20 protein-coding genes are annotated in these 24070 nt (G+C 68.5%); 13 read left to right on the forward strand and 7 right to left on the reverse strand.

From position 1 onward, the window contains the following. The first annotated feature begins 9 nt into the window (after positions 1 to 9). The 3 genes from T8K17_RS15520 to T8K17_RS15530 all read left to right on the forward strand — a co-directional run bounded on the left by T8K17_RS15520 (position 10) and on the right by T8K17_RS15530 (position 4152). Positions 10 to 258 carry a Rho termination factor gene (locus tag T8K17_RS15520; protein ID WP_322330644.1) on the forward strand — a complete coding sequence of 83 codons (249 nt, stop codon included), beginning with the start codon at positions 10 to 12 and terminating at the stop codon, positions 256 to 258. A 182-nt stretch (positions 259 to 440) separates the two neighbouring features. Then, the gene (locus T8K17_RS15525) at positions 441 to 2717 is read left to right on the forward strand and encodes a DEAD/DEAH box helicase (RefSeq protein ID WP_322330645.1); all 2277 of its coding nucleotides are present in this window, start codon (positions 441 to 443) and stop codon (positions 2715 to 2717) included. Between the two features lie 103 nt (positions 2718 to 2820). Beyond that, positions 2821 to 4152 carry an amidase gene (locus tag T8K17_RS15530; protein ID WP_322330646.1) on the forward strand — a complete coding sequence of 444 codons (1332 nt, stop codon included), beginning with the start codon at positions 2821 to 2823 and terminating at the stop codon, positions 4150 to 4152. 291 nt (positions 4153 to 4443) lie between these two features. Here the strand turns inward: T8K17_RS15530 and T8K17_RS15535 are convergent, their stop codons facing one another. Next, positions 4444 to 5337, reverse strand: coding sequence for a polysaccharide deacetylase family protein (locus T8K17_RS15535; RefSeq protein WP_322330647.1), 894 nt, complete (start codon positions 5335 to 5337; stop codon positions 4444 to 4446). Between the two features lie 106 nt (positions 5338 to 5443). Between T8K17_RS15535 and T8K17_RS15540 the strand changes: the two genes are divergently transcribed. The 4 genes from T8K17_RS15540 (at position 5444) to T8K17_RS15555 (ending at position 11469) form a co-directional block, all read left to right on the forward strand. Further along, the gene (locus tag T8K17_RS15540) at positions 5444 to 6151 is read left to right on the forward strand and encodes an isochorismatase family protein (RefSeq protein WP_322330648.1); all 708 of its coding nucleotides are present in this window, start codon (positions 5444 to 5446) and stop codon (positions 6149 to 6151) included. A gap of 1 nt (position 6152) precedes the next feature. After that, positions 6153 to 7535 carry an MmgE/PrpD family protein gene (locus T8K17_RS15545; RefSeq protein ID WP_322330649.1) on the forward strand — a complete coding sequence of 461 codons (1383 nt, stop codon included), beginning with the start codon at positions 6153 to 6155 and terminating at the stop codon, positions 7533 to 7535. Between the two features lie 3 nt (positions 7536 to 7538). Further along, a complete protein-coding gene (locus tag T8K17_RS15550) occupies positions 7539 to 8891 on the forward strand; it encodes an FAD-binding protein (RefSeq protein ID WP_322330650.1) in 1353 nt (450 codons plus the stop codon). 613 nt (positions 8892 to 9504) lie between these two features. Further along, positions 9505 to 11469 carry an aconitase family protein gene (locus T8K17_RS15555; protein WP_322330651.1) on the forward strand — a complete coding sequence of 655 codons (1965 nt, stop codon included), beginning with the start codon at positions 9505 to 9507 and terminating at the stop codon, positions 11467 to 11469. Positions 11470 to 11835: 366 nt separating this feature from the next. Here the strand turns inward: T8K17_RS15555 and T8K17_RS15560 are convergent, their stop codons facing one another. From T8K17_RS15560 to T8K17_RS15570, 3 genes are all read right to left on the reverse strand, one after another. Beyond that, the gene (locus T8K17_RS15560; RefSeq protein WP_322330652.1) at positions 11836 to 13146 is read right to left on the reverse strand and encodes a TRAP transporter large permease; all 1311 of its coding nucleotides are present in this window, start codon (positions 13144 to 13146) and stop codon (positions 11836 to 11838) included. A 10-nt stretch (positions 13147 to 13156) separates the two neighbouring features. Then, on the reverse strand, positions 13157 to 13702 hold the full coding sequence (locus T8K17_RS15565) for a TRAP transporter small permease (RefSeq protein WP_322330653.1): 546 nt from the start codon (positions 13700 to 13702) through the stop codon (positions 13157 to 13159). Between the two features lie 97 nt (positions 13703 to 13799). Further along, positions 13800 to 14825 (reverse strand): TRAP transporter substrate-binding protein DctP, encoded by a 1026-nt coding sequence (locus T8K17_RS15570; RefSeq protein WP_322330654.1) that lies wholly within the window; start codon positions 14823 to 14825, stop codon positions 13800 to 13802. Between the two features lie 249 nt (positions 14826 to 15074). On the opposite strand from T8K17_RS15570, the gene T8K17_RS15575 reads away from it, so the two are divergent. Continuing rightward, positions 15075 to 16457 (forward strand): nitroreductase family protein, encoded by a 1383-nt coding sequence (locus T8K17_RS15575; RefSeq protein ID WP_322330655.1) that lies wholly within the window; start codon positions 15075 to 15077, stop codon positions 16455 to 16457. Between the two features lie 4 nt (positions 16458 to 16461). Here the strand turns inward: T8K17_RS15575 and T8K17_RS15580 are convergent, their stop codons facing one another. After that, on the reverse strand, positions 16462 to 17853 hold the full coding sequence (locus T8K17_RS15580; RefSeq protein WP_322330656.1) for a dihydroorotase: 1392 nt from the start codon (positions 17851 to 17853) through the stop codon (positions 16462 to 16464). 254 nt (positions 17854 to 18107) lie between these two features. Here T8K17_RS15580 and T8K17_RS15585 point away from each other — a divergent pair, with 254 nt between their 5' ends. Next, positions 18108 to 18776, forward strand: coding sequence for a GntR family transcriptional regulator (locus tag T8K17_RS15585; protein ID WP_322330657.1), 669 nt, complete (start codon positions 18108 to 18110; stop codon positions 18774 to 18776). 10 nt (positions 18777 to 18786) lie between these two features. Here the strand turns inward: T8K17_RS15585 and T8K17_RS15590 are convergent, their stop codons facing one another. Then, a complete protein-coding gene (locus T8K17_RS15590) occupies positions 18787 to 19116 on the reverse strand; it encodes a DUF4387 domain-containing protein (RefSeq protein ID WP_322330658.1) in 330 nt (109 codons plus the stop codon). After that, complete coding sequence (locus tag T8K17_RS15595) at positions 19116 to 20483, reverse strand: acyclic terpene utilization AtuA family protein (RefSeq protein ID WP_322330659.1); 1368 nt, start codon at positions 20481 to 20483, stop codon at positions 19116 to 19118. The genes T8K17_RS15590 and T8K17_RS15595 overlap by 1 nt, the downstream gene beginning before the upstream one ends. A gap of 144 nt (positions 20484 to 20627) precedes the next feature. On the opposite strand from T8K17_RS15595, the gene T8K17_RS15600 reads away from it, so the two are divergent. From T8K17_RS15600 to T8K17_RS15615, 4 genes are read left to right on the forward strand one after another with little or no spacing between them, the layout of a single operon-like run. After that, positions 20628 to 21509, forward strand: a complete 882-nt coding sequence (locus T8K17_RS15600; protein WP_322330660.1) for an isocitrate lyase/PEP mutase family protein — start codon at positions 20628 to 20630, stop codon at positions 21507 to 21509. Positions 21510 to 21520: 11 nt separating this feature from the next. Beyond that, positions 21521 to 22438: a polysaccharide deacetylase family protein gene (locus tag T8K17_RS15605; RefSeq protein WP_322330661.1), complete on the forward strand. Its 918-nt coding sequence runs from the start codon at positions 21521 to 21523 to the stop codon at positions 22436 to 22438. Continuing rightward, positions 22435 to 23340 carry a polysaccharide deacetylase family protein gene (locus T8K17_RS15610; RefSeq protein ID WP_322330662.1) on the forward strand — a complete coding sequence of 302 codons (906 nt, stop codon included), beginning with the start codon at positions 22435 to 22437 and terminating at the stop codon, positions 23338 to 23340. The genes T8K17_RS15605 and T8K17_RS15610 overlap by 4 nt, the downstream gene beginning before the upstream one ends. Positions 23341 to 23378: 38 nt before the next feature. Then, positions 23379 to 24059 (forward strand): isochorismatase family cysteine hydrolase, encoded by a 681-nt coding sequence (locus T8K17_RS15615; protein WP_322330663.1) that lies wholly within the window; start codon positions 23379 to 23381, stop codon positions 24057 to 24059. The last annotated feature ends 11 nt before the right edge of the window (positions 24060 to 24070 follow it).

A 24070-nucleotide genomic window follows, 5' to 3' on the forward strand; every position in this document is an offset into this window, starting at 1 on the left:
AGGATGGACATGGCGAAGAACCACGGACCCAGTGTGAAGGACGACGAGACCTACCAGGCGCTGCGCGAGGACGGCGCCAGCAAGGAGAAGGCGGCCCGCATCGCCAATGCCAAGGGCGCGTCGAAGAAGGGCGGCAAGGCCGACCCCTACGAGGAGTGGACCAAGGACGATCTCTACGACCGCGCCAAGGAGATCGGCATCGAGGGCCGCTCCGACATGAGCAAGCCGCAGTTGGTCAAGGCGCTGCGCAACCATTGACCCTGTCGGGTGCCGGATCGGCCGGCGGTAGTCTTGGTCGGGAATGCTGTACATTTGCCGCGCTGCGGCATATGGTGCGCGCCACTTTGACATGACCGTGCGCCGTTAGCGCAGGACTGCCGATCCCGCCTGGAGCGATCCACGTTCCGACCGGCCGATCGCAGGCACCCGAAAGACACGAAATGACGGAAATCGAAGGCGTTGTTCCGGCGCTTGCCCAGGCTTTGGCGAAGCGTGGTTACGAGACGCTGACCCCCGTGCAGCAGGCGGTTCTGGGCGCGGAGATGGACGGCGCCGACGCGCTGGTGTCGGCCCAGACGGGCTCGGGCAAGACCGTGGCCTTCGGCCTCGCCATGGCGCCCACCCTTCTGGAGGGTGCCGAGCGGCTGCCCCGCGCCGACCTGCCGGTCGCGCTCGCGGTCGCGCCCACGCGCGAGTTGGCGCTTCAGGTGAAGCGCGAACTGGACTGGCTCTACGAATTCGCCGGAGCGTCGGTGACGTCCTGCGTCGGCGGCATGGACATGCGCACCGAGCGCATGAACCTGCAGCGCGGCGCCCATATCGTCGTCGGCACCCCGGGCCGCCTGCGCGACCATATCGAGCGCGGCTCGCTGGACATGTCGGCCATGAAGGTCGTCGTGCTGGACGAGGCGGACGAGATGCTCGATCTCGGCTTCCGCGAGGATCTCGAGTTCATCCTGCAGTCGGCCCCGCAGACCCGGCGCACGCTGATGTTCTCGGCCACCGTGCCGCCGACCATCGCGTCCATGGCCAAGCGCTACCAGCGCGATGCGGTGCGGCTGACGACGGCGAGCGAGAGCCGCCAGCACGGCGATATCGAGTACCGGGCCCTGACCTGCGCGCCGACCGACCGCGAGAACGCGATCATCAATGTTCTGCGCCACGCCAATCCGAAATCGGCCATCGTGTTCTGCGGGACGCGGGCGACGGTGAACCATCTGACCAGCCGCTTCACCAACCGCGGCCTGTCGGTCGTGGCGCTGTCGGGCGAGCTGAACCAGGGCGCGCGGACCCACGCCCTGCAGGCGCTCCGCGACGGCCGGGCGTCGGTCTGCATCGCCACCGACGTGGCGGCGCGGGGCATCGACCTGCCGAACCTGGAACTGGTGATCCACGCCGACCTGCCGAAGAACCCGGAATCCCTGCTCCACCGCAGCGGCCGGACCGGCCGGGCCGGGCGCAAGGGCATCTCGGCGCTGATCGTGCCGTATCCCCGACGCCGCCATACCGAGCGGCTGCTGGCCAATGCCAACATCAAGGCGACCTGGGGCAAGCCGCCGTCGGCCGACGAGGTCCTGGCGCTCGACCGTCAGCGGATCCTCGAGGATACCGATCTCACCGGAGAGACCACCGAGGAGGAACAGGCCTTCGCCGTCGAGCTGCTGGCGAAATACGACGCCAACGCGGTGGCCATCGCCTTCCTGCGCAAGCACATGGCCGGCCTGACCGCGCCCGAGGAACTGCTGGACGGCCCCGCCGCCGGCGAGCGCCACGAGCGCCCGGAGCGCGGCGATCGGGGACGGCGCGACGACCGGGGCGACCGCGGTCCGCGTCCGGATCGCGGCGACCGTCCGGAGCGCGACCGGGGTGACCGGGCGGGCAAGCGGCCGGGCGACTTTGACAGCGGCACCTGGATCCGCCTGTCGGTCGGCCGGCACCACAGTGCCGAGCCGCGCTGGCTGCTGCCGATGCTGTGCCGCGCCGGCAATCTGACCAAGAACCACGTGGGCGCGATTCGCATCCACGAGAACGAGACCCATGTTGAGCTGCATCCGGAGGCGGCGATCGCCTTCCTGGAAGCGGTCGGCCCGAGCCGGAAGATCGAGAAGAGCATCACCGTCGACAAGATCGAGGGGATGCCGACCGAGCCTGCCGCCGCGCCGCGCAAGGAGCGGGCCGAGCGGCCCGAGCGTGCCCCGCGCAAGCCGAAGCCGCAGGGCACCCTGCGGGCGGCGCCGCGCGCCGATGTCGCGGTCAGCGCCCCGGCACCGGCCGCAGCACCGCAGCCCGTTCAGCCGCAGCCCGTTCAGCCGCAGCCCGTTCAGCCGCCGGCCGAGAAGCCGCGGGAGGCTGCGGCACCCGGCGAGAAGCCGGTGCGCGAGAAGCTGTACAAGGACACGCGGGGCAGCGGCGCGCCCAGCTTCAAGCGGGAGGTGGTGCGCCGCGACGGCAACCCGGCCGAGCGGCCGCTGAAGCGCCGCCGCGATGGCGACACGGCCCCGGCCGCCCGGACGCCGTCCGCGCCGGTGGATGCCACGCCCATCGCCACGGCGCAGGAGCGTCCGAAGAAGGCCTGGAAGGGCAAAGAAGGGGCCGGCAAGGAAGGCGCCGGCAAGAGCGGCAAGAAGTTCGGCGACCGGAAATTCGGCAAGCCGCATCCCGCGAAGACCCGGCTCGGCCTCGACAAGCCGAAGAAGGCGCCCCACCGCAAGGGCTAGTCCGTCGAGCCCACGACTGCCGGCCGGGGCGAGACGGCATCTTGCCTGCGCCCCGCCGGCCGCTCCATGATCGGGCCTCATCTCCGAAGACGAGGCTTCCAACGTGACCGTATCCGATCCCTACCGCCTGACGGCCGGTGAGGCCGCCGCCGCCATGGCGCAAGGCAGCCTGACCGCCGTCGACCTGCTGACCAGCGTTCTGTCCCGCATCGACGCCCGCGAGCCGTCCGTGCGCGCCTGGCTCCATGTCGACCGCGAGGGCGCGATGGCGGAGGCGAAGCGGCTGGACGCCGAGCGCGCCGCCGGCACGGTGCGCGGCCCGCTGCACGGCATTCCCATCGGCATCAAGGACGTGATCGACGTCGCCGGCATGCCCGGCACCCACAACTCGCCCCTGCACCAGGGGCGGGTGCCGGTGGACGATGCCGGCTGCGTGGCGCTGATGCGCGCGGCCGGGGCGATCCCGCTCGGCAAGCTCGACACGGTGGAGTTCGCCGCCCTCGGCCATCTGCCGAAAACGGTGAACCCGCACCGGCCGACCCACACCGCCGGCGGCTCGTCCAGCGGATCGGGGGCGGCGGTCGGCGACCTGCACGTGCCGATCAGCTTCGGGACCCAGACGGGCGGGTCGGTGATGCGCCCGGCTTCCTATTGCGGCACCTACGCCCTGAAGCCGACCTGGGGCGTGGTCAGCCGGGAGGGCGCGAAGCTGTTCGCCGCCAGTCTGGACACCATCGGCTGGTATGCCCGCTCGGTGCAGGATCTGCGCCTGGTCGCGGCGGCCAGCGGTATCGCGGATCAGACCGGAACGCCGCGCGACGTCGCCTCCCTGCGTATCGCGATCTGCCTCACCCCCTATGCCGACAAGGCCCGCGACGGCGCGCTCGGCGTGCTGACTCGCGCCGCCGAGGCATTGACGGCGGCCGGTGCCACGGTGGAGCGGCTGGAACTGCCGGACTCCTTCGCCGGAATCGACGAGGCCAAGGACACGATCATGCGCGGCGAGGGCCGGGCGGCCTTCCTGCCGGCCCTGCTGACCCGCGGCGACGACCTGCACGACACCCTGCGCGGCATCGCCGAGTACCGCACCGGCATCACGCCGCTGACCCTGAAGGCGGCCCAGGACTACGCCGCCCATCTGCGGCTGGCCTATGAGGGCCATTACCGCGGCTTCGACGCGGTGCTGACCTTCGGTGCGACCGGCGAGGCGGATGAAGGGCTGGAGAGCACCGGCAATTCGGTCTTCAACTCGCTGTGGACCCTGCTGCACCTGCCGGTGGTCGGCGTGCCGGCGGGCGACGGGCCGACGGGGCTGCCGATCGGGGTGCAGTTCGTCGGCTTCCGCCACGGCGACGACGCGTTGCTCGACGTCGCGGCGGCGGCGGCCCCGGTGGTCGACCCGTGGCACGGCAAGGTGCGCGTCCCGGCGGGGTGACGCCGTCTCTGCATCAACCCCAACCGACCTCATCCGGAACCCGGCTCTTCGACACGTCCCCCGGCGGGGCGCCGGGCTCCTGCTCAGGGCGAGGTCTTGGGGTTTGAGAGTTTCGACCTCGCCCTCTTCATTCCGCGGACCTGTTCCGGGGCAATCCGTCGAGCTGGCGTGGATGCGGAAGAATTCAATCCGGCGACCTGACGCGCGGGCGCGTTGCCCCGGCACGAGGCCGGGGAGTGTAAGATTGGGAATTGGGGGAGCGGATTTCTCTAGCTCCCCTACACAGCCGCCTCAAGACCCCGGAATCGTCCCTTCCGGCAAGCCGGCGCAGTACTTGGCGATCTCGCCCGGCGTGGTCACCCAGATGTCGTCGCGGTGCTTCAGGATGTGTTCCATCGCCCGGCGCAGGGCGCGCAGGCGGAACGGCTGGCCGACCACGAACGGGTGCAGCACGGCGGTATAGACCAGCGGCCGCTTCTTCGACTGCACCAGCATCTCGTCGAACTGGTCGATCATCATCCGCTCGAATTCCTCGCCGGAATGCTGGCGGAACACCATGGCCGGGCTGTCGTTCAGCTCGATGGAGTAGGGGACCGACAGGATCCGGCCCTTGCGGGTGCGCATCCAGAACGGCTGGTCGTCCGCCGGCCAGTCCATCACGTAGTCGTAGCCGGCCTCGTCCAGCAGATCGAGGGTCACCGGGGTCTGCGCCAGATACGGACCGAGCCAGCCCTTCGGAGACGTCCCGAAATACGCCGCCAGAGTGTCGGTGGTCTCCTTGATCAGCGCCGCCTCGCCGGCCTCGTCCAGCACGTCCTGGCGCTCGGCATTGGTGCGGCCGTGGCCGACCACCTCGTCGCCGCGCGCCTTGATCTTCTCGCCGATCTGCGGGCAGTGCTCCATCAGCAGCGAGTTCAGGTTGTGCGAGGCCGGGACGCCGAACTCCTCGAACAGGTCGAACATGTACCACTGGCCGACCCGGTTGCCGTAGTCGCGCCAGGCGAAGTTGCGCGTGGTCTGCGGCGCGCCTATCACCGTGCTGTCCGTGCCGAGGCCCTCCAGGAAGGAGAACACCTCGATATTGTTGCAGAAGCACACCGCCAGGCGCTTGCCGCCGGGCCAGTCATAGACCGGGCGGTCGTCCAGGGGGATGTAGTCGTAGCGGTCGTGAACAGCGAGTTTCATGGCGTATAACCGGCGTTAGGGGTGAGCGGAATATTGACAAGGTCGGGGTCTGGATCGTCAACTGTCGACACTTTAGCAGGCCGTTAAGCATGATGGGGAGGGTGCTATGAACCCGTGGTCGCAGACAATCACCGAAGATGAACAGAAGCGCTATGACGCTGCCGGCTTCGGCCGGTCGAGCGGCATCGGCAAGCGGCCCGCCCTGCTGATCATCGACGTCCAGTACCGCACCGTCGGCACCGAGCGCCGGCCGTACTGGGACGCCATCAAGGAATACCCGACCGCCTGCGGCGATGTCGGCTGGGAGGCGGTGGACAGCATCGTCCCGCTGCTCGCCGAGTTCCGCCGCCTGGGCCTGCCGGTGCTGTATCCCCATGTGGCGCCGAAGAACGTAGACACCGATTCCGGCCGCCTGGCGGAGAAGGTGCCGGCGATCATGACCGTGGACGCCAAGGGCTACGAGTTCGTGAAGGAGATCGCGCCGGTGAAGGGCGACGTCCTGCTGCCCAAGAAGCATCCCAGCGCCTTCTTCGGCACGCCGCTGGTCAGCCACCTCATCGATCTCGGCGCCGACACCCTGTTCGTCACCGGCTGCACCACCAGCGGCTGCGTGCGCTCCTCGGTGACCGACGGGTTCGCCTATAACTTCAAATGCGTGGTGCCGCAGGAATGCGTCTACGACCGCAGCCCGACCAGCCACGCGGTCAACCTATTCGACATGAACGCCAAATACGCCGACGTCATGCCGACCGCCGACGCCATCGCCCTGCTGAAGGGCCTGGAAAGCGGCATCACCCGCGCGGCCGGAGAGTAAGATGGACGGTGCCCCCCAGCCGACCGACCCCGCCCGCGAGATTGTCGCCGGCATCGACAGCCTGACCCGCTGGGCCGCGGATCTGCGTTTCGAGGACATCCCTGAGCCGATCCGGGTCCGCGCCGCCACGGTGCTGGCCGACGACCTCGCCGCCATCGTCGCCGCGCGGGAGGAGCCGGAACTGATCGGCCTGACCCAGGGCATGGCGACATCGTCGGGGGCGGCCGAGGCGACCGTGTTCGACGGCAGGGGCACGAGGCTCGACCGCTACTCCGCCGCCACGGTAAACGGCAGCGCCGCCGACTGGTGCGAGCTGGACGAGGGCTACCGCCGGGTGATCTGCCATGCCGGCCTGTACTGCGTGCCCGCACTTCTGGCTGAGGCCGAGGCCAGCAGGGCGACGGCGCGCGATCTGCTGCGGGCGCTGACGGTGGGCTACGAGATTTCCGGCCGGGTCGCCCGCGCCTTCGGCTGGGCCACCCTGACCCTGCATCCCCATGGCAGCCTCGCCGCCGTCGGTGCCGCCGCGTCGGTGGCCGCCTTGCGCGGTTTGACGGCCGAGGAGATGGCCAAGGCGATCTCCACCGCCTGCACCCTCGTGGTGCCGGGACCCTTCAACCACACGGTGGAGGGCGCGCTGGTGCGCAACGTCTGGCCGGGCGTGGGCGCGTGGAGCGGGCTGCGGGCGGTCGACTGGACCCTGTGCGGCATCACCGGCCGTCCGGAAAGCCTGCACGACGTCTATGCCAGCGCCTTCAACGGCGAGCCGCATCCGGGCGAACTGACCGACGGGCTGGGGAAGGAGTGGGCGCTGTCCGACGGCTACCACAAGCTCCACGCCTGCTGCCAATACGCCCACTCCGCGGTGGAGGCGAGCCTGGCGCTGCACGCCAAGGCCGATGCCTCGAAGATCCGCGAGATCCATATCGACACCCACTGGAAGGGCCGGCACCTGGACAACGCCCAGCCGGCGACGACCCTGGCGGCGAAGTTCTCCATGCAGCACATCCTGGCGGCGACGGCGCAGTTCGGCCATGCCGGGGCGGAGGCGTTCCATGCCTCCACCCTGACCGCGCCGGAGCTGGCGGCGATGCGGGAAAAGGTGACCATCGGCGCCTACGACCCCGAACCCGAATGGCCGAACGACCGGCCGGCCCGGGTGACCTGGGTGCTGTCCGACGGCGCGCGGGTGACCGAGGAATGCCTGAGCGCGCGCGGCGGCCCCGACCGGCCGTTCGACCCTTCGGAGGTGCGGGCCAAGATCCGCGGCATCGTCGACGCGCCGTACCCGGCCATGGGCGCGGCGCTTGAGCGGCTGCTGGACCTGGACCCGGCGGCCCTCGACCGGTCCTGGGCCGACACCGTGACCGAGATGACGGCCTGACAAATGACTGACGTGGATACCGACCTGCTGGTCATCGGCGCCGGCGCCTGCGGGCTTGCCGGGGCCATCGCCGCCCATGACGCGGGCATCTCCGTCGCCATCGTGGAGAAGCTGGCCCGTCCCGGCGGCAACTCGTCGCTCAGCACCGGCTCGGTGCCGGGGGCGGGCAGCCGCTTCCAGCGCGCGGCCGGGATCGAGGATTCGCCGGAGCAGCTCGTCGCCGACTTGCTGGCGACCGCCGGGCATCACGACGCCGACGGTCTGACCCGGCGGATGGCCGAGCAGTCCGCCCCGCTGGTGGAATGGCTGATCGACGATCTCGGCGCCCGCATGGAGCTGGTCACCGCCTACAAGCATGTGGGCCACAGCGTGCCGCGCCTGCACGCCCCGCGCTCGCGCCGGGGGCAGGATCTGGTGGACGACCTGCTGGGCTTCGTGGCCGACCGGGGCATTCCCCTGGCGGTGGGCAACCCGGTCGACCGGCTGATCGTCGAGGATGGTGCCGTGCAGGGCGCCATCGTCGCCGGTGAGCCGATCCGGGCTTCCAAGGTGCTGGTGGCGACCAACGGCTTCGCCGGCAACCGGGAGATGGTCGCCCGCTGGTGCCCGGAGATCGCGCCGGCGGAGTATTTCGGCGCACTGGGCAGCACCGGAGAGGCGGCTTCCTGGGGCGGGGAGATCGGCGCGGCCCTGGGCAATATGGGCGCCTATCAGGGCTATGCTGCGGTGGCGTACCCACAGGGCAGCCTGCTGTCCTGGACCACGATCGAGAAGGGCGGGATCCTGGTCTCCGCCAATGGCAAACGTTTCGGCAACGAGGATGCCGGCTATTCCGGCTTCGCCCCCAACGTGATGGGGCAGGGCGAGATGGCCTATGCCGTCTACGACCGCCGCATCCACGAGATCGCCGCCCAGGAGGAGGAATACGCCGAGCTGGCCGAGATGGGCGGCGTGCGCTGGGCCGACACGCCGGAAGGCTTGGCCGATCACATGGAGGTCGACGGGGCGGTGTTGGCCGACACGGTGGCCGCCTATAACGCGGCGGCGCGGGGCGATGCGGCGGACGGGTTCGGCCGCCGGAAGTTCGAACTGGCGCCGCTGGCCGCCCCCTTCGCCATCGTGCGGGTGAAGCCCGGCCTGTTCCACACCCAGGGCGGGCTGATGGTGGACGAAGACGCGCGGGTGCTGCGCCCGGACGGCAGCGTGGTGGAGAACCTCTTCGCCGGTGGCGGTGCCGCGGCCGGGATCAGCGGCCGGACCGGGGCGGGCGGGTATGCCTCGGGCAACGGGCTGCTGACGGCACTCGCGCTTGGTCGCTTGGCGGGCCTGCGGGCGGCGAGGGATCTGCGGGGCTGAGGCGGGGGTCTCCGGCACTCTTCACCCTCTCCACACTCCCAACCTTCTCACACTCCCCGGATTAATTCCGGGGCGAGGCTTCCGCGTGACGGGTCGGACGCCCGTCGGATCCCTGGCCTCGCCCCGGAATAAATCCGGGGAGTGGGGGAATGGGCGTGGAGTATGAGTTGTTTGCCCTCGGCGTGCCTGGACGAGCCTGCCTTCGTGCGACTCCCCAAACTTTGGCACTCCCCGGATTTATTCCGGGGCAAGGCGTCCGTGTGACGGGTCGGATGCCCGTCGGATCCCAGGTCTCGGCCCGGAACAAGTCCGGGGAGTGGGGGAATGGGTGCGGAGTATGAGTTGTTTGCCCTCGGCGTGCCTGGACGAGCCTGCCTTCGTGCGACTCCCCAAACTCTGACACTCCCCGGATTTATTCCGGGGCAAGGCTTCCGCGTGACGGGTCGGATGCCCGTCAGATCCCTGGCCTCGCCCCGGAAAAAATCCGGGGAGTGGGGGAGGAGGGGGAATGTGCACATCCCCCGCGGAACCGGTTTGCGGACATCCGGGTTTCTCGGCGGCCCGCCGCAGCGCTAGCATTCCCGCATACCGAAACCGCATGAGGCCGAGCGCCATGACCCGGATCGCGTTTCCCGGTCGCATCCTGTTCCTGTCGGACGACCCGGCCAAGCTCGCGCGCCAGTTCGCCGGCGAGGACCTCTCCGCGGAGGAGGCCGCGCCCCTGCGCACCGACATCTCCACCGACGAGATCACCCCGATCCCCACCGTGGTGCATTACGACGACACCATCGCCCGCTTCGCCCATATCGGCTTCGAGACCCAGGGGCAGCGGCCGATCGGCGAGGCGGCGATCCTCGATGGCGGCTTCTCGGTCCTCGTCGGCGGCAACCGCTACGGCAAGGGCTCCTCGCGCGAGCACAGCCCGCTGGCCGAGGTGCGGGCCGGCATCCGGCTGATCGTCGCCGAGGGGTTCGAGCGGCTGTACCGCCAGAACGCCGACAATCTCGGCCTGTTCACCGCCACCGATTTCGGGCTGATCGCGCGCATCCGCGCCGGCGAGGCGATCCCGATCGAGGATCTGCTGGCCGGCCGCGACCCCCAGGCCCAGGCGATCCTGCGCGCCGGCGGACTGCTCGGCTACGGCCGCGCCGTCGCGCCGACCGCCACGCCGCTGCGGGCCGAGCGCCTGGCGAACAGCGGCCCGAAAACCCTGGCCCCGAAGACCCTGGCCGAGAAGATCATCGCCCGCCACGCCGTGGAAATCGGCGGCGAGAGCTGGAGCCTGGCGCCCGGCTCGGCCGGGTTCGTGCGTCCGGCCTGGCGCTATTTCCACGACATCTACACCGCCATGTGCGGCCACATGCTGGAAAAGGCCTATGGCGAGGATCTGGTCTTCGCGGACCCGGCGAGCGTGGTGTCCTTCGAGGACCATTACTCCTACGCCCATCGCCCGGAGGTGAACGCCAAGACCGACCGCATGCCCGGCATCCGCCGCATGTCGACCGGCCACCGGGCCTTCGTGGGGAAGTACGGGCTGCGCGACCACGGCTATCTGGACGGCGAGGAGGGCTCCGAAGGCATCTCCCACGCGATGATGACCGAGCAGTACGTGCTGCCCGGACAGCTCGCGGCGGGGACGGATTCCCACACGCCCCATTGCGGCGCGCTCGGCTGCCTCGCCTACGGGATCGGCAGCACCGAGATGGCGAACGCCCTGATGACCGGGCTGACCCGGATCAAGGTGCCGCAGACGGTGCGGGTGACCCTGAGCGGCAACATCCCGGCCGGGGTGATGGCCAAGGACATCGTGCTGCATCTGCTGGCCGACCCGTTCGTGCGCGGCGGCGGCGGCATCGGCTGCGTGTTCGAGTTCTGCGGCCCGGCCGCGGCCCAGCTCTCCACCGACGAGCGGGCGACCTTCACCAACATGACCGCCGAGATGGGCGGGCTGACCGGCCTGTTCGAGCCGGATGCGGAGACCTGCCGCTTCCTGAAGGAACGGCGCGGGATCGATGTGGTGCTCGAACCCTGGATGAAGAGCGACGCCGGGGCGGCCTATGCCCACGAGATCGAGATCGACTGCGCCGCCCTGGTGCCGATGCTGGCGGCACCGGGCGATCCGGGGAACGGGGTGCGGCTGTCCGATCTGGCCGAGACGGTGTTCGTCGACATCGCCTATGGCGGGTCCTGCACCGCCGGCAAGCGCGAGGATTTCGACGGCTATCACGAGGTGCTGCGCTGGGCCGCCGACCAGGGCCTCACGGTGCCGGACGGTGTGAAGCTGTACCTGCAGTTCGGGACCACGGCGGTGCGGGAATACTGTCGGGAGCGGGGCTATCTCGAGGCGTTCGAGGCGGTCGGGGCGGAGATCCTGCAGCCGGCCTGCGGCGCCTGTGCCGGCTGCGGGCCGGGCCTGTCGCTGGAGAGCGACCAGGTGACGGTGAGCGCCATCAACCGCAACTTCCCCGGACGCTCCGGCCCGGGCAAGGTCTGGCTCGCCAGCCCGAAGACGGTCGCCGCCAGCGCCATCGCCGGGCGCATCGTGTCGTTCGACGAATTGCGGAGCGGGCGCGGCTGACGTTTACCACCCACATCCACACGTACTCCCCGGATTCATTCCGGGGCAAGGCTTCCGCGTGACGGGGCGGACGCCCGTCAGATCCCCGGCCTTACCCCGGAATGAATCCGGGGAGTGCGAGAGTGGGAAGGGGAGGTGAGTGGTTCGGCCTCGGCGGCTCCGGACCGAGTCGGCCGTCGTGCGACCCCCACCCACGGATACTCCCCGGATTTATTCCGGGGCGAGGCTTCCGCGTGACGGGGCGGACGCCCGCCAGATCCCCGGCCTTACCCCGGAATAAATCCGGGGAGTGCGCGAGGGCGGGGAAACGAAAACGGCCGCGCCGGGTCCCCGGTGCGGCCGCTTGCGTTGGGAGGTGGTGCCCGTCTAGCGCATCAGTTCCGGCAGGAAGGTGACGATGGCCGGGAAGGCGATCAGCAGGCCGAGGGTGATCACGTCCATCAGCACGAACGGCATGACCCCGGAGAACACCTCCTCCAACGTCAGCGGGATCGGCGAGGCGCTGCGCACCACATAGACGTTCAGGCCAACCGGCGGGGTCATCAGCGAGATTTCCGCCAGCTTGATCGAGATCACGCCCAGCCAGATCGGGTCGAAACCGACGCTGGTCAGGATCGGGAACATCACCGGCAGGGTCATCACCATGATCGCGATCGGCTCGATGAACATGCCGAGGATCAGATAGATCACCGCGAAGGCCAGCAGATACAGATACGGGTTCAGGTCCCAGGCCAGCAGGATCGTCGAGATGTCGGCGATCAGCCCGGTATAGGTCAGGAACCGGGCGAACAGGATGCCGCCGATCACGATGATGAAGATCACCGAGGTCGTCACGCCCGCGTCCTTGAAGGTCTCCACCATCGACTTGCCGGAGAACCGGCCCTTGGCAAGGACGATCAGGAAGGCGCCGAACGCGCCGACCGCGCCGGCATAGGTCGGCACGAAGAAGCCGGTGTAGATGCCGCCGATGACCAGCGTGAACAGGAAGATGATGCCCCACACACCGTAGAGCGACTGGTAGCGCTCGCGGGCGGAGGGACGGGTCTCCAGGGTCGGCGCCATATCCGGTCGGCGCAGCGCCCAAATATAGATGCCGACCACGAAAACGGCGGCGGACAGCAGGCCCGGAACCAGGCCGGCCATCAGCAGCACGGCGATCGACTGCTCGGTGATGATCGCGTAGATCACCATCAGAATGCTCGGCGGAATCAGCGAGGCCAGCGTGCCCGACGCGGCGATACAGCCCGCGCTCAACCGCTTGTCGTAGCCGAACTTCGTCATCTCCGGCAGGGCCATGCGGGTGAAGACCGCGGCGTTGACCACGGTTGAGCCGCAGGCCGCTCCGAAGGCGGCGGAGGCCAGCGTCGTGGCGATGGCGAGACCGCCGCGCAGATGGCCCAGCCAGTTATAGGCCGCCTTGTACAGATCGGTGGTTATCCCGGCGGTCGTCGCGAGCGAGCCCATCAGGATGAACAGCGGGATGACCGCCAGCGTGAACTCGTTGGTCGTGCTGAACGGGATGGTGGCGAGCTGCGCCCAGGCGGCGTCCGGTCCGATGGCCAGATACATGCCCAGAATGCCGCCCAGGCCGAGCGCGACGCCGATATGGACGCCGACGGCCAGGAAGAACAGCAGCAGGATGCCGACAAGGATGCCTGTCGTGGCGGGATCGAGCATTCGGGGGTCCTCAGTCGGTGCCGGGGGGGCGCGTGGGGTCGAAGTCTTCGGCCGGAACGTATTCGCTGCCGTCGATCACCCGTCTGGTATCGGTGATCAGGTCGAGGATCAGCTGCAGGATCAGCAGCCCCGTGCCGACCGCCAGGATGATCCGCGCGGGATACAGCGGGAAGCGGATCAGCCCGACCGTGGCCTCGCCGATCTGCAGGCTGTACTGGGCCTCGTTATAGGCCTGCCACAGCAGCAGCGAGAAGAACACCAGGCCGCAGAGGTCGGCGAAGACGTCCATGCCGGCCCGAACCCGCGGACCCATGTTGGTGTAGATCAGCTCGACGCGGATGTGGCTGCGCCGGATCTGGGCGTAGCACAGGGCGCCGAACACGATGAGCACCATGGTGCTTTCGGTCAGTTCGAGCGCGCCCGGCACCGGCGTGTGGAGGATCTGCGTCCCCACCACTTCGATGGTTCCCAGGAACATGGCCGCCATGGTGCCTATCCCGCCGATCAGCAGGATGGCGAGCGCGAGGCGCCGCAGAATGCCAGAAAGAAGAACCATGGTTCCGCCGTGCCGGTTTGAATGAAAGGGTCTAACAGAAGGGATCAATAAAAGATCCCGGCCGCCGAAAGCGGCGGCCGGGAGGGTGTGCGTCAGATCAGTGGCCGAGCCAGGCGTGCCACTGGTCGTAGACCTTCTTGGCCTCGGCGCCGAGGCCACGGCCTTCCATGTCCTTCACCCAGTCGCCGAGGAGGTCCGGAGCCATCTCCTTCCACTTGGCGAGCTCGGCATCCGGGAACGGCTTCACCGTGCCGCCATTGGCCTTGATCTGCTCGACGGCGTTGCTTTCGAAGGCGTCGATCCAGTCGAGATAAGCCTGCTGCGCGATCTTGGCCTCTTCCATGAAGATCGCCTGCGTCTCCGGGGTCAGCTTGTCCCAGGCGCGCTTGCCGATGGTGATCAGGTGGCCGGTGATCGCCATGACCGGGCCGCAGCTGAACTTGCCCGGCTCGTAGAAGCGGTTGGTGACGATGTTGCCCGGATTGATGAACGAGTAGTCCAGCGTACCGCGCTCCAGCGCCTCGTAGATGTCGCCCACGCCGATGGTGACCGGCACCGCGCCCACCGCGTTATGCAGCTTGGGGATGTCCGCGCCGAAGCTGCGGATCTTCTTGTCCTTCAGGCCGGCGACCGTGTCGCAGCTCTCGTTCGGGCCGGTCAGGTAGTACTGGCCGAGCGGCTGGTGGAACAGGAACTTGACGTTGAACTTGTCGAGCTCCTCGCCGAACATCGGCAGCTCCGCGAAGGAGTTGCGCGACAGGGTCATCGCCTCGGCCGGCGTGTCGAACACGAACGGGATCTGGAAGGCGCGGATGAACAGAAGCTGGTCGGCGTAGTAGCCCGGCACGACCGAGGCCATGTCGATGGCGCCGCGACCGGCGAGGGTCATCAGCTCGTTGCCCTTGCCGAGGCCACCCGCATAGGTGATGTCGATCTTCACCTTGCCGTCGGTGCGCTCCTCGATCTTCTTGGCGAAGGTCTGCTCGACCTCGAGGAAGGGGCTGTTCGGCAGATAGTGGCCCCAGCGCAGCGTGACCTGATCCTGCGCCAGCGCGCTGCCGGCGATGCCGAGCGATGCGGCGACCGCGGCACCCTTGATGAAGGTTCCGATATATTTGTTCATAGAGTTCTCCGTCTCCCTGTTTCAGCGCCTGATTTGGCGGGATGTCCGCTGGACCTCGGCGCCGATCCGGCATCATCTGCGGTTCGGCCCGTCGGGTCGACCTGATTTTCCGGCCCCGGCACGCCGACAGGCATGCGCGTCGGAGGCGCCAGAATAGTCAACTGTTGACATTTTTCCGCCCCGACAGCCTTCTGTCAACGCCTCGTCTGCCGGGGTAATCTAAGGGAAATGGCCACCAGGAGACTAGGGATGGATGACGCGCATACGCGCCCGCATTCGATGGAAACCCATGCCGTCGAGGCCCATGCCACGGAAGATTGGCGCCGGATCCTCGGGATCCTGGCCGACCGCCGGTCGTGCCGCGACTTCGACGGCTCGCCGATGGATCGCGGGCTGCTGGCCGAGATCGTGCGAGACGGGATGCAGGCGCCGTCGTCGTGCAATCAGCAGCAGTGGCATTTCATCATCGTCGACGACCGCGACCTGCTGCAGCGGTGCCACGACATCTCCGGCGGCAACCACCACTTCGCCGAGTGCTCGGCGCTGATCTACCTGTGTTTCCAGAAGGGCTGGACCCACGGCAACTTCTCGGTTGTCCAATCGGTCGCCGGTGCCTGTTATCACATGATGCTGAGCGCCCATCTGCGGGGATACGACTCGATCTGGAACGCGGGAATCGGCGACAACAAGGCGCTGGCCGAACTGTTCGACGTGCCGCCGATCTTCGAGATCACCGGCGCCCTGGCGATCGGCCGGGCGCGGCCGACCGCGCCGGCCATGAAGGCGCCGCGCCGGCCGTTCGAGGAGGTGCATTCCTGGAACGGCTTCGCCCGGCCGTCCCACACGATCTATCCGGCGAAGCCGGCCAAGGCCTATCCGTATTTCGAGATCACCAACCCGTCCAACCCCTTCGCCGTGTGGGATCCGCGCGGCTGGTCCTGGGCGCAGCTCGGCGATTTCCGGGGCTATGCGGTCTGGGCCAAGTCGCCGCTTGCGGGCGTCTATGTCTCGCGCCGCCAGGGCGAGGCGACGGCGGCCGAGATGGCGCTGCTGCCCGATCTGAAGCCGGGAACCAAGGCGGTCGAACTGATGCCGTGGGGCGGGACCTACAGTGCGGAGATCCGCCGCCGGCTCGATCCTGGCGTGGACTTCCATCTGGCCGAACTGTCCCAGGGCAACCTGACTTTCATCCTGGAGCGGCTGAAGCGGGAGGGCTTCGCCATGGACCGCACCCATGCGGACCGGATCGACGGCCCGAAGCTGCCCTATGTCGATGCGAGCGTGGACGCGGTCGTCCTGCCCCAGGTGCTGGAGCAGATGCCGGAGCCGGAGAAGATGCTGGACGAGGTGCGCCGGGTGCTGAAGCCGGGCGGGGCGGTGGTCGCGAGCGTGCGGAACCTGGATTCCGACTACGGCGACCACTGGAGCGAGGTGGAGTCCCTGGGCTGCATTCCGAACCAGGGGCCGTTCACCCCGCTGTCGGCGGAGACCGTGCGCGGCTGGCTGGCCGCCCGGTTCACGCCGGAGGTGGAGCAGGGCATCGGGACGGCGGTCAGCCAGGATGCGACCGTCGTCACCGATGACAAGCGTACCGCCTGCCGGCTGTATGCCGGCCGCTGGCGGGTCGCCTGAGAGGTCAGGCGAGGGTGCGGGCCATGAACCGGCCGGTGCCCTCGCTGCCGTCCGTCAGGGCGCCGTCGCGCACCACGAAATTGCCGCGCACGACCGTGTGCAGCACCTTGCACGCCATCTCCTGGCCTTCCCAGACGGAGTAGCCGGCATCGCTCTGCAGGCTGGATTTCTCCACCGTCCACGGCGCCTTCATGTCGAGGATCGCGAAGTCCGCGTCCGCGCCCGGCGTGATCCGGCCCTTGCGCGGCGCCAGACCCATGGCGTCGGCCGGCTGGCAGGTGACCAGTTTCGCGAGCTGCTCCAGCGGGATGCCGCGCTTGGCGTGACCCTCGGTGAAGAAGGCCGGCAGGAAGGCGTCGAGCCCCGGGAAGCCCGGCTGAGCCTTCCAGATGCCGCCGTCCTTGCTGGAGACCGGGCGGTGGATGTGGTCGGTGCCCAGCGTGTCGATGTCTCCGCGGCGGATGCCCTCCCACAGCGCCTCCCGGTCGGCCGGGTCGCGCAGCGGCGGGTTCACCTTGGCGACGGGACCCCAGTGGGACGTGGTGTCGTGGGTCAGGTAGTGGGTGCAGGTCTCGATGGTCAGCTTCGAGCCGGCCTTGCGCTGCTCGACGGCGGCGGCCAGCGCCTCGCCGGAGGAGGTGTGGACGGTGTAGACCCTGGCACCGGTCACTCGGCCGAAATAGGCCGCCCGGCGGATGGCGTCGGCCTCCACGAAGGGCGGGCGGGTGGCGTTCCAGCTCGCCAGGCCGTTCCTGCCCTCGGGATCGGCGGCCATCACCCGGTCGCGCAGCACCCAGGCCGCCTCGATGTTCTCCGGGTGCGGACACATCATGCCGCCATGCTCGGCCAGCACCTCCAGGAGCCGCAGCATGAAACCGTCATCGGTGCCGGGCAGGCCGAGCCGCTTGCCCTCGTCGCCGCGGATGTTCATGAACAGCTTCGCCGTAGGAACCCCGAACTCCTTGATGTAGCGCGGCAGTTCGGCGAGCTGGTCGTCGGTGGCGATGACGAAGTGGAAGCCGAAATCGATCCGCGCGCCAGCCTCGGTCACCGACTTCAGCTCTTCGAACTGGGCGCCGTAGGGATCCGGACTCATCACGTAGGGGATGAAGGAGGTCACGCCGCCGATCGCCGCCGCCGCCGTCTCGCTGGCGGCGTCGGAGGGCACGCGCGGCTTGGAGATGTCGCTGCCGTGACCCAGATGCAGGTGGACGTCGCAGGCACCTGGCAGGACGGTCAGGCCGCCGAGCTGGACCGTCTCCGTGGCCTCCGGTCCGCTGCCCGGCTCGGTCACCGCGGCGATCCGGCCGTCGGCGACCAGCACATCGACATCGCGGAATCCCTGTCCAGGCAACAGCACCGATCCGCCGGCCAGCCTCAGGTCCATCTTGGTCATCGTGTCCTCTCCATCGGGTTCTTGTCCGCCGGGCGCGCGGCCCCTCGGCATGGGTGGTTCCGCCGTTCGCGATGTTGGTGCAAATTATGGGCGGATAGGCAAGGCGACGTGGCGAATTCATTGCCAAATAGGCGGATTTCGCACAGATGCGCAGGCAATCCCGCGCTAGACTGGTTAGAATGACAAGCAAATCGGGCAGGCCCAACTGCCCGGGCATAGGGCGAGGGGCCGTAGCTGTGGCGACGATTGAGACGATGCAACCGATCACTTCGACGAATCTGTCGACTCTGGCCTTCGAGCGGCTGGAGCAGGCGATCATGTCCGGCGAGCTGAAGCCGGGGGAGCGGCTGTCCGAGGTCACCCTGGCCCGGCGCTACGGCATCAGCCGCGGCCCGCTGCGCGAGGCGATCGGCCGGCTCGAGGGCCGCAATCTGGTGGAGCGCCAGGCCAATCAGGGCGCGCGGGTGGTCTCCCTGGACCAGGCGCAGATCCTCGACCTGCTGGTGATCCGCGAGAGCCTGGAGGGCATGGCCTGCCGTCTGGCGGCGACCCGGATGAAGCCGGCCGAGCTGAAGCGGCTGCAGCGGATGATCGAAGGGCATGCCCAGGACGAACAGGTCGTGGCCGGGAAGGGATACTTCCAGGGCGGCGGCGACATGGACTTCCACTACCGCATCGTGCGGGCCAGCCGGAACGACCGGCTGATCAAGATGCTGGACGAGGACCTGTACTCGCTGCTGCGCCTGTTCCGTCAGCGGCTGAGCACGGCCCCGGGCCGCCCGGCCCAGGCGCTGGAGGAGCACCGGGCGGTGCTGGCGGCGCTGGAGGCGCGCGATCCCGACGCGGCGGAGGCGGCCATGCGCACGCATATCCGCAACAGCCGCGCCAGCATCAATCACCTGGTCGCCGCCGACGTGGCCTGACCGGTCCGGTTCAGGCCGCCGGCACATCGTTGATCGGGATGTCGACATCGAGCATCGGGGCGTGCTGCTGGCAGCCATAGACGTCGGTGTCGCCCAGATCTCCCGCCGGCGTATGCCGCGGGATCGTCGCCTTGAACGCCAGACCCGCCGGATAGGGCGTGAACAGCACGTCCTCCTCGGCCACGTCGTAGAGTTCGGCGATCAGTTTCGGGGTCAGCACGCCGGTCGCCGCCACCGCGTCGTAGGTGGCGCGGGTCTCGAACACCACGTCGATGGTGAGCTGGAACGGGCCGGCGTTCTTCGACTTGCAGACCTTGGCGATATCGCGGATCCGGGGCATCACAGGTCCTCGTAGCTGATCGGGAACGGGGCGAGGGGATCGTCCACGGCCATGGTCTGGAACACCGAGAACCGGTACACCGGCCCCGCCTGGATGTCCGAGGGCGAGTAGGGGAAGGCCATGTTGCCCTCGCGGCAGAGCCGGCCGGGGAAGTCGGTGTGCAGCATGGTCACCCGCGCGACCGACAGCACCGCGTCGGCGGTGTCCTGGTCGTCGGCGACCGCCTCCACCACGAAGCCGATCTCGTGCGGCTTGGCCGTGCTCCGCAGCGGCTCGGCGGCCCCCATGACCCCGTCCAGCCCGTAGCGGCGGATGATGAGCTTGTAGTCGTCCGGCGTGACCCCGAGATTGCCGACCTTGGTGGCGGTCGACTCGTGGATCGCCTTCAGGAAATCGTCCAGCGTGTCGATCAGCAGCGGGTCGCGGGTGCCGCAGATGCTGATCGCCCGGTAGCCGACCAGTTCCACGCCCTCCAGTTTCACCGTGTAGGGCGAGGGGGTCCAGGTCATGCCGGAGACCCGCACCGCCCGGTCGTTCACCGCGTCGAAGCGGCAGTCGGTGGTGTCGAGGATGCCGCCCGGCTCCACATGGATACAGGGGCTCGGGTTCTCGTGCAGCGCGTGGTTGGCGACGGAGGAGGGGGTGCAGGCTCGCTCCGGCGCGGTCGGCTCCAGCACCACGCCGTCGTCGTCCACGGTCACGTAGAGGCAGTCGTGGCCCTTGGGAATCGACGGGGTGGCGCCGCATTCCAGCATCTTGCCGGCATACCAGGCCGGGGCCGGCGCCTTGCCGGCGCGGATCGCCATGGCGGCCCAGGGGGCGGGATCGCTCGACCGGCCGGCGAGCACCACGTCGGCGCCGCCGTCCAGGGCGGCGGCGAAGGGCTCCGGACCCATCATGCCGACCACCCGCTCGGCCCGGTCGATGGAAGCGGCGTCGATCGCCGGCCCGCCGGTGAGCGTCTTCATCCTGCCGTCGGCGGTCGCCCGTTTCAGCGCCGCCTTGTCCTGCTCGGCCTCGATGGTGGCGAGCCGCAGGTGGATGCCGTCCTCGCGGCAGATCTCGCGCACGATGTCGGCGGTGATCTGCAGATGCGGGGCGCCGCCCGCCCCGCCGGCCGTGCCGATGACCACCGGAACGCCTTGGCGCCGGCCGGCCTGGACCATCAGCCGCAGGTCCCGCTTCATGGCGCGGCGCGAGCTCAGCGTCTTGCCTGAGCCGAGGTAGAACGGCCCCGGATCGGTGCTGCCCCCGTCGACTCCGATCATGTCGACTCCGCGCTCCTCGCCCCGCGTCAGTGACGCTTCTGGGAACCCATAGCCGAGGATGCCGCTGGTCGATAACATGCGGTAGACGGCGCTGCTCACGATGGTTTCCTCCTTATTTTCTTGGCGCCGGATCATCCCTGCGAGGATCGATAACTGTCAACAGTTGACGATATTGTTCGTCCCCGCTGTAATCCGAACGGGCATTAAGTCCCGATAGAAACAGGCCTGGGAGGTTTGGACCAGATGACGACGCTTGCTGATCGCCGAAAGAAATTCAGGGCGATGCTGGAGGAACGGCGCGCCGTTCTGGTGCCGGGGGCCGCGAATTCGCTGACCGCCCGGGTGATCGAGGATCAGGGCTTCGAGGCCTGCTACGTGACGGGGGCCGGCATTGCCAACACCCTGCTCGGCGTGCCGGATATCGGCCTGGTCACCATGAGCGAGATCCAGACCACCACCGCCGCGATCGCCGAGATCAGCAGCCTGCCGCTGTTCGTCGACATGGACACCGGATTCGGCAACGCCATCAACACCCACCGCACGGTGCGGGTGCTTGAGCGGGCGGGCGCCTGCGCCGTTCAGATCGAGGACCAGGTCTTCCCGAAGAAATGCGGCCATTTCGACGGCAAGGCGGTGATCCCCGCCAAGGAGATGGCGACCAAGGTCCGCGCCGCCGCCGACGCGCGCGAGGACGAGAACTTTCTCATCATCGCTCGCACCGACGCCCGCGCCATCGAGGGGATCGACGGCGCCCTGGACCGTGCCCGGATGTATATCGAGGCGGGGGCCGACGTGACCTTCGTGGAAGCGCCGACCTCGGTCGAGGAGATGACCCGGATCTGCGCCGAGCTGCCGGTGCCGCAGGTGGCGAACCTGGTGGTCGGCGGCCGCACCCCGATGCTGTCCCAGGAAGAGCTGGCGAAGATCGGTTTCGCCATCGTGCTCTATGCCAACACGCCGCTGCAGGCCGCGATGCGGGCCATGAGCGAGGTGCTGGGTGCGCTGAAGCGCGACGGCAATCTGGACGCCGTGCAGGACCGTCTCGCCGATTTCGTCGAGCGCCAGCGGCTGGTCCACAAGTCGACCTACGACGCCATGGAAAAGCACTACGCCGTCGAGGACTAGGAGAGCCCCGCATGACGTTCGCGCACGAGGATAGGGCCCCGTATTCCGCCATCGTCGACCGCCCGAAGCTGACCTGGCCGAACGGCGCGAAGATCGCGGTATGGGTGGTGCCCAATGTGGAGCATTACGAGTTCCTGCCGCGGCCGTCGCGGATCCGCGATCCCTGGCCGCGCACGCCCCATCCGGACGTGCACGGCTACGGGGTGCGGGACTACGGCAACCGGGTCGGTCTGTGGCGGATGATGGAAGTCATGGACGCCCACGGCGTGCGCGGCACCCTGTCGCTCAGCATGTCGAACTTCGTGCACTACCCCGAGATCTTCGAGGCCTGCGAGGCCCGCAAGTGGGCGATCATGTCCCACGGCATGTACAACACCCGCTACCACTGGGGCTACTCCGAGGAGGAGGAGCGGGACGCGATCCATGAGAGCATGGATCTGCACACCAAGCTCACCGGCCGCAAGCTGCGCGGCTGGTTCTCGCCGGCCGGTTCCTGGACCTTCAACACGCCCGACCTCGTGGCCGAGGCGGGGATCGACTATTACTGCGACTGGTACCACGACGATCAGCCGTTCCCGATGCGCACCCGCTCGGGCCGCACCCTGGTGACCATCCCCTACACGATGGAGCTGAACGACGCGGTCATGTACCGCAACCAGTTCGACGGCGAGGATTTCGCCAACTGGACCTGCGACGCCTTCGACACCCTGTACAAGGAGGGCGAGGAGCAGCCGCGGGTGCTCTGTCTGGCGCTGCACCCCTACATCCTGGGCCAGCCGCACCGGATCAAGCATCTGGACCGCACGCTCGCCTACATCACCGGCCACGACAAGGTCTGGCTGGCCACCGGCGAGGAGATTGCCGACTGGTACATCGCCAATCACCTCGACACGATGAAAGCCCATCTGGGCTGGGAGGACGCGCCATGACCGAACCGCGTCCCGGCATGGACCATGATCTCTATCGCTATTCGGCGATGGACCGGCGTCCGGCGATCTCCTGGCCCGACGGCAACGGGCTCGCCTTCACCGTGCTGCTGCACCTGGAGTTCTGGCGGCTCGAGCCGCCCAAGGAGGATTGGCGCGACCCGCGCTATCAGGGCGCGTTCGGCAATTTCTACCCGGACTACACCGGCTACACCCAGCGCGAATACGGCAACCGCATCGGCATCTTCCGGGTGCTCGACCGGCTCGACCGGTTCGGCCTGAAGCTGACGGTGCCGGCCAACGCCTCGGCGCTGAAGCGCTATCCGGCCATCGTCGAGCGTCTGATGGACCGCAAGGTCGAGTTCGTCGCCGCCGGCACCCATTCCGACCGGATGATCACCTCCAAGCTCGACGCCGACGCCCAGCGCTGGATGATCGACGAGAGCCTGGAGACGGTGGAGCGCATCACCGGCCAGCGGCCGACCGGCTGGGCCGGCCCGGCCTATGGCGAGAGCGAGATCACCGCCGGCCTGCTGGCCGAGTTCGGGCTCGACTACGTCATGGACTGGCCGAACGACGACCAGCCCTACATGCTCACCACCAAGCCGTCCCTGGTCTCCATCCCGCGCCAGCCCGAATGGGACGACGGCGAGATCATGTGGCTGCGCAAGGTGCCGCGCGAGACCTGGGAGGAGATGGTCGTCTCAGCCTTCGACCGGCTCTACGAGGAGCGGGCGGGGGGACGGTATTTCTCGCTGTCCCTGCATCCCTGGATCGTCGGCCAGTTCCACCGCATCCGCTTCCTGGAGCAGGTGCTGGAGCGCATCGCGCCGGCGCGCGACGGCGTCTGGCAGACCACCGCCGGCGACGTCGCCCGGCACTTCCGCTCCCTGCAATCCGACTGACTTTTCGCGCCCGACGGCGCCCCTAAGGAGAGACTGACATGGCCACCGCAGGCATCGACAATGTCGACTACATCCGCGCGTTCATGACCGAGCGCCCGGTGGAGTTCGAGCGCTCCGCCCTGGTGATCGTCGACATGCAGAACGCGTCGGGCTCGCGCACCGGCGCGCTCGGCCGCCGGATGAAGGCGGAGGGGTCGACCTCCACCGATTACCGCTTCGACCGGATCGAGAAGCTCGTGGTGCCGAACATCCGCCGCATGCTGGACGGCTTCCGCGCCAAGGGCGGCGGCGTGGTCTACGTCACCCTCGGCGCCCAGCGCGAGGATGCCGCCGACGCCCCGCCGCACATGCGCAAGATGTTCCAGGAGACCAACAACTGGGTCGGCAGCGAGGAGCACAAGGTCGTCGCCGGCCTGGAACCGCAGCCGGGCGAACTGATCGTGCGCAAGACCAGCATCGGCGCCTTCGCCTCCACCGGGCTCGACCACCTGCTGCGCTCGATGGGTTGGGACAATCTCTACATGACCGGCGTGTCGACCAACATGTGCGTGGAGACCACGGCCCGCGAGGCGGCCGACCGCGGCTATCACGTGACCATGGTGGAAGACGGCTGCGCCACGACGCGGAAAGAGCTGCACGAGGGCACGATGCAGAACTTCCAGCGCCTCTTCGGCCGGGTGCGCAGCACCGATGAGGTGATGTCGGAGTTGAATCTCTGATTCAGGATAGA

The organism is Thalassobaculum sp. OXR-137, from assembly GCF_034377285.1.
In the GTDB taxonomy this organism is placed as follows: Bacteria; Pseudomonadota; Alphaproteobacteria; order Thalassobaculales; family Thalassobaculaceae; genus Thalassobaculum.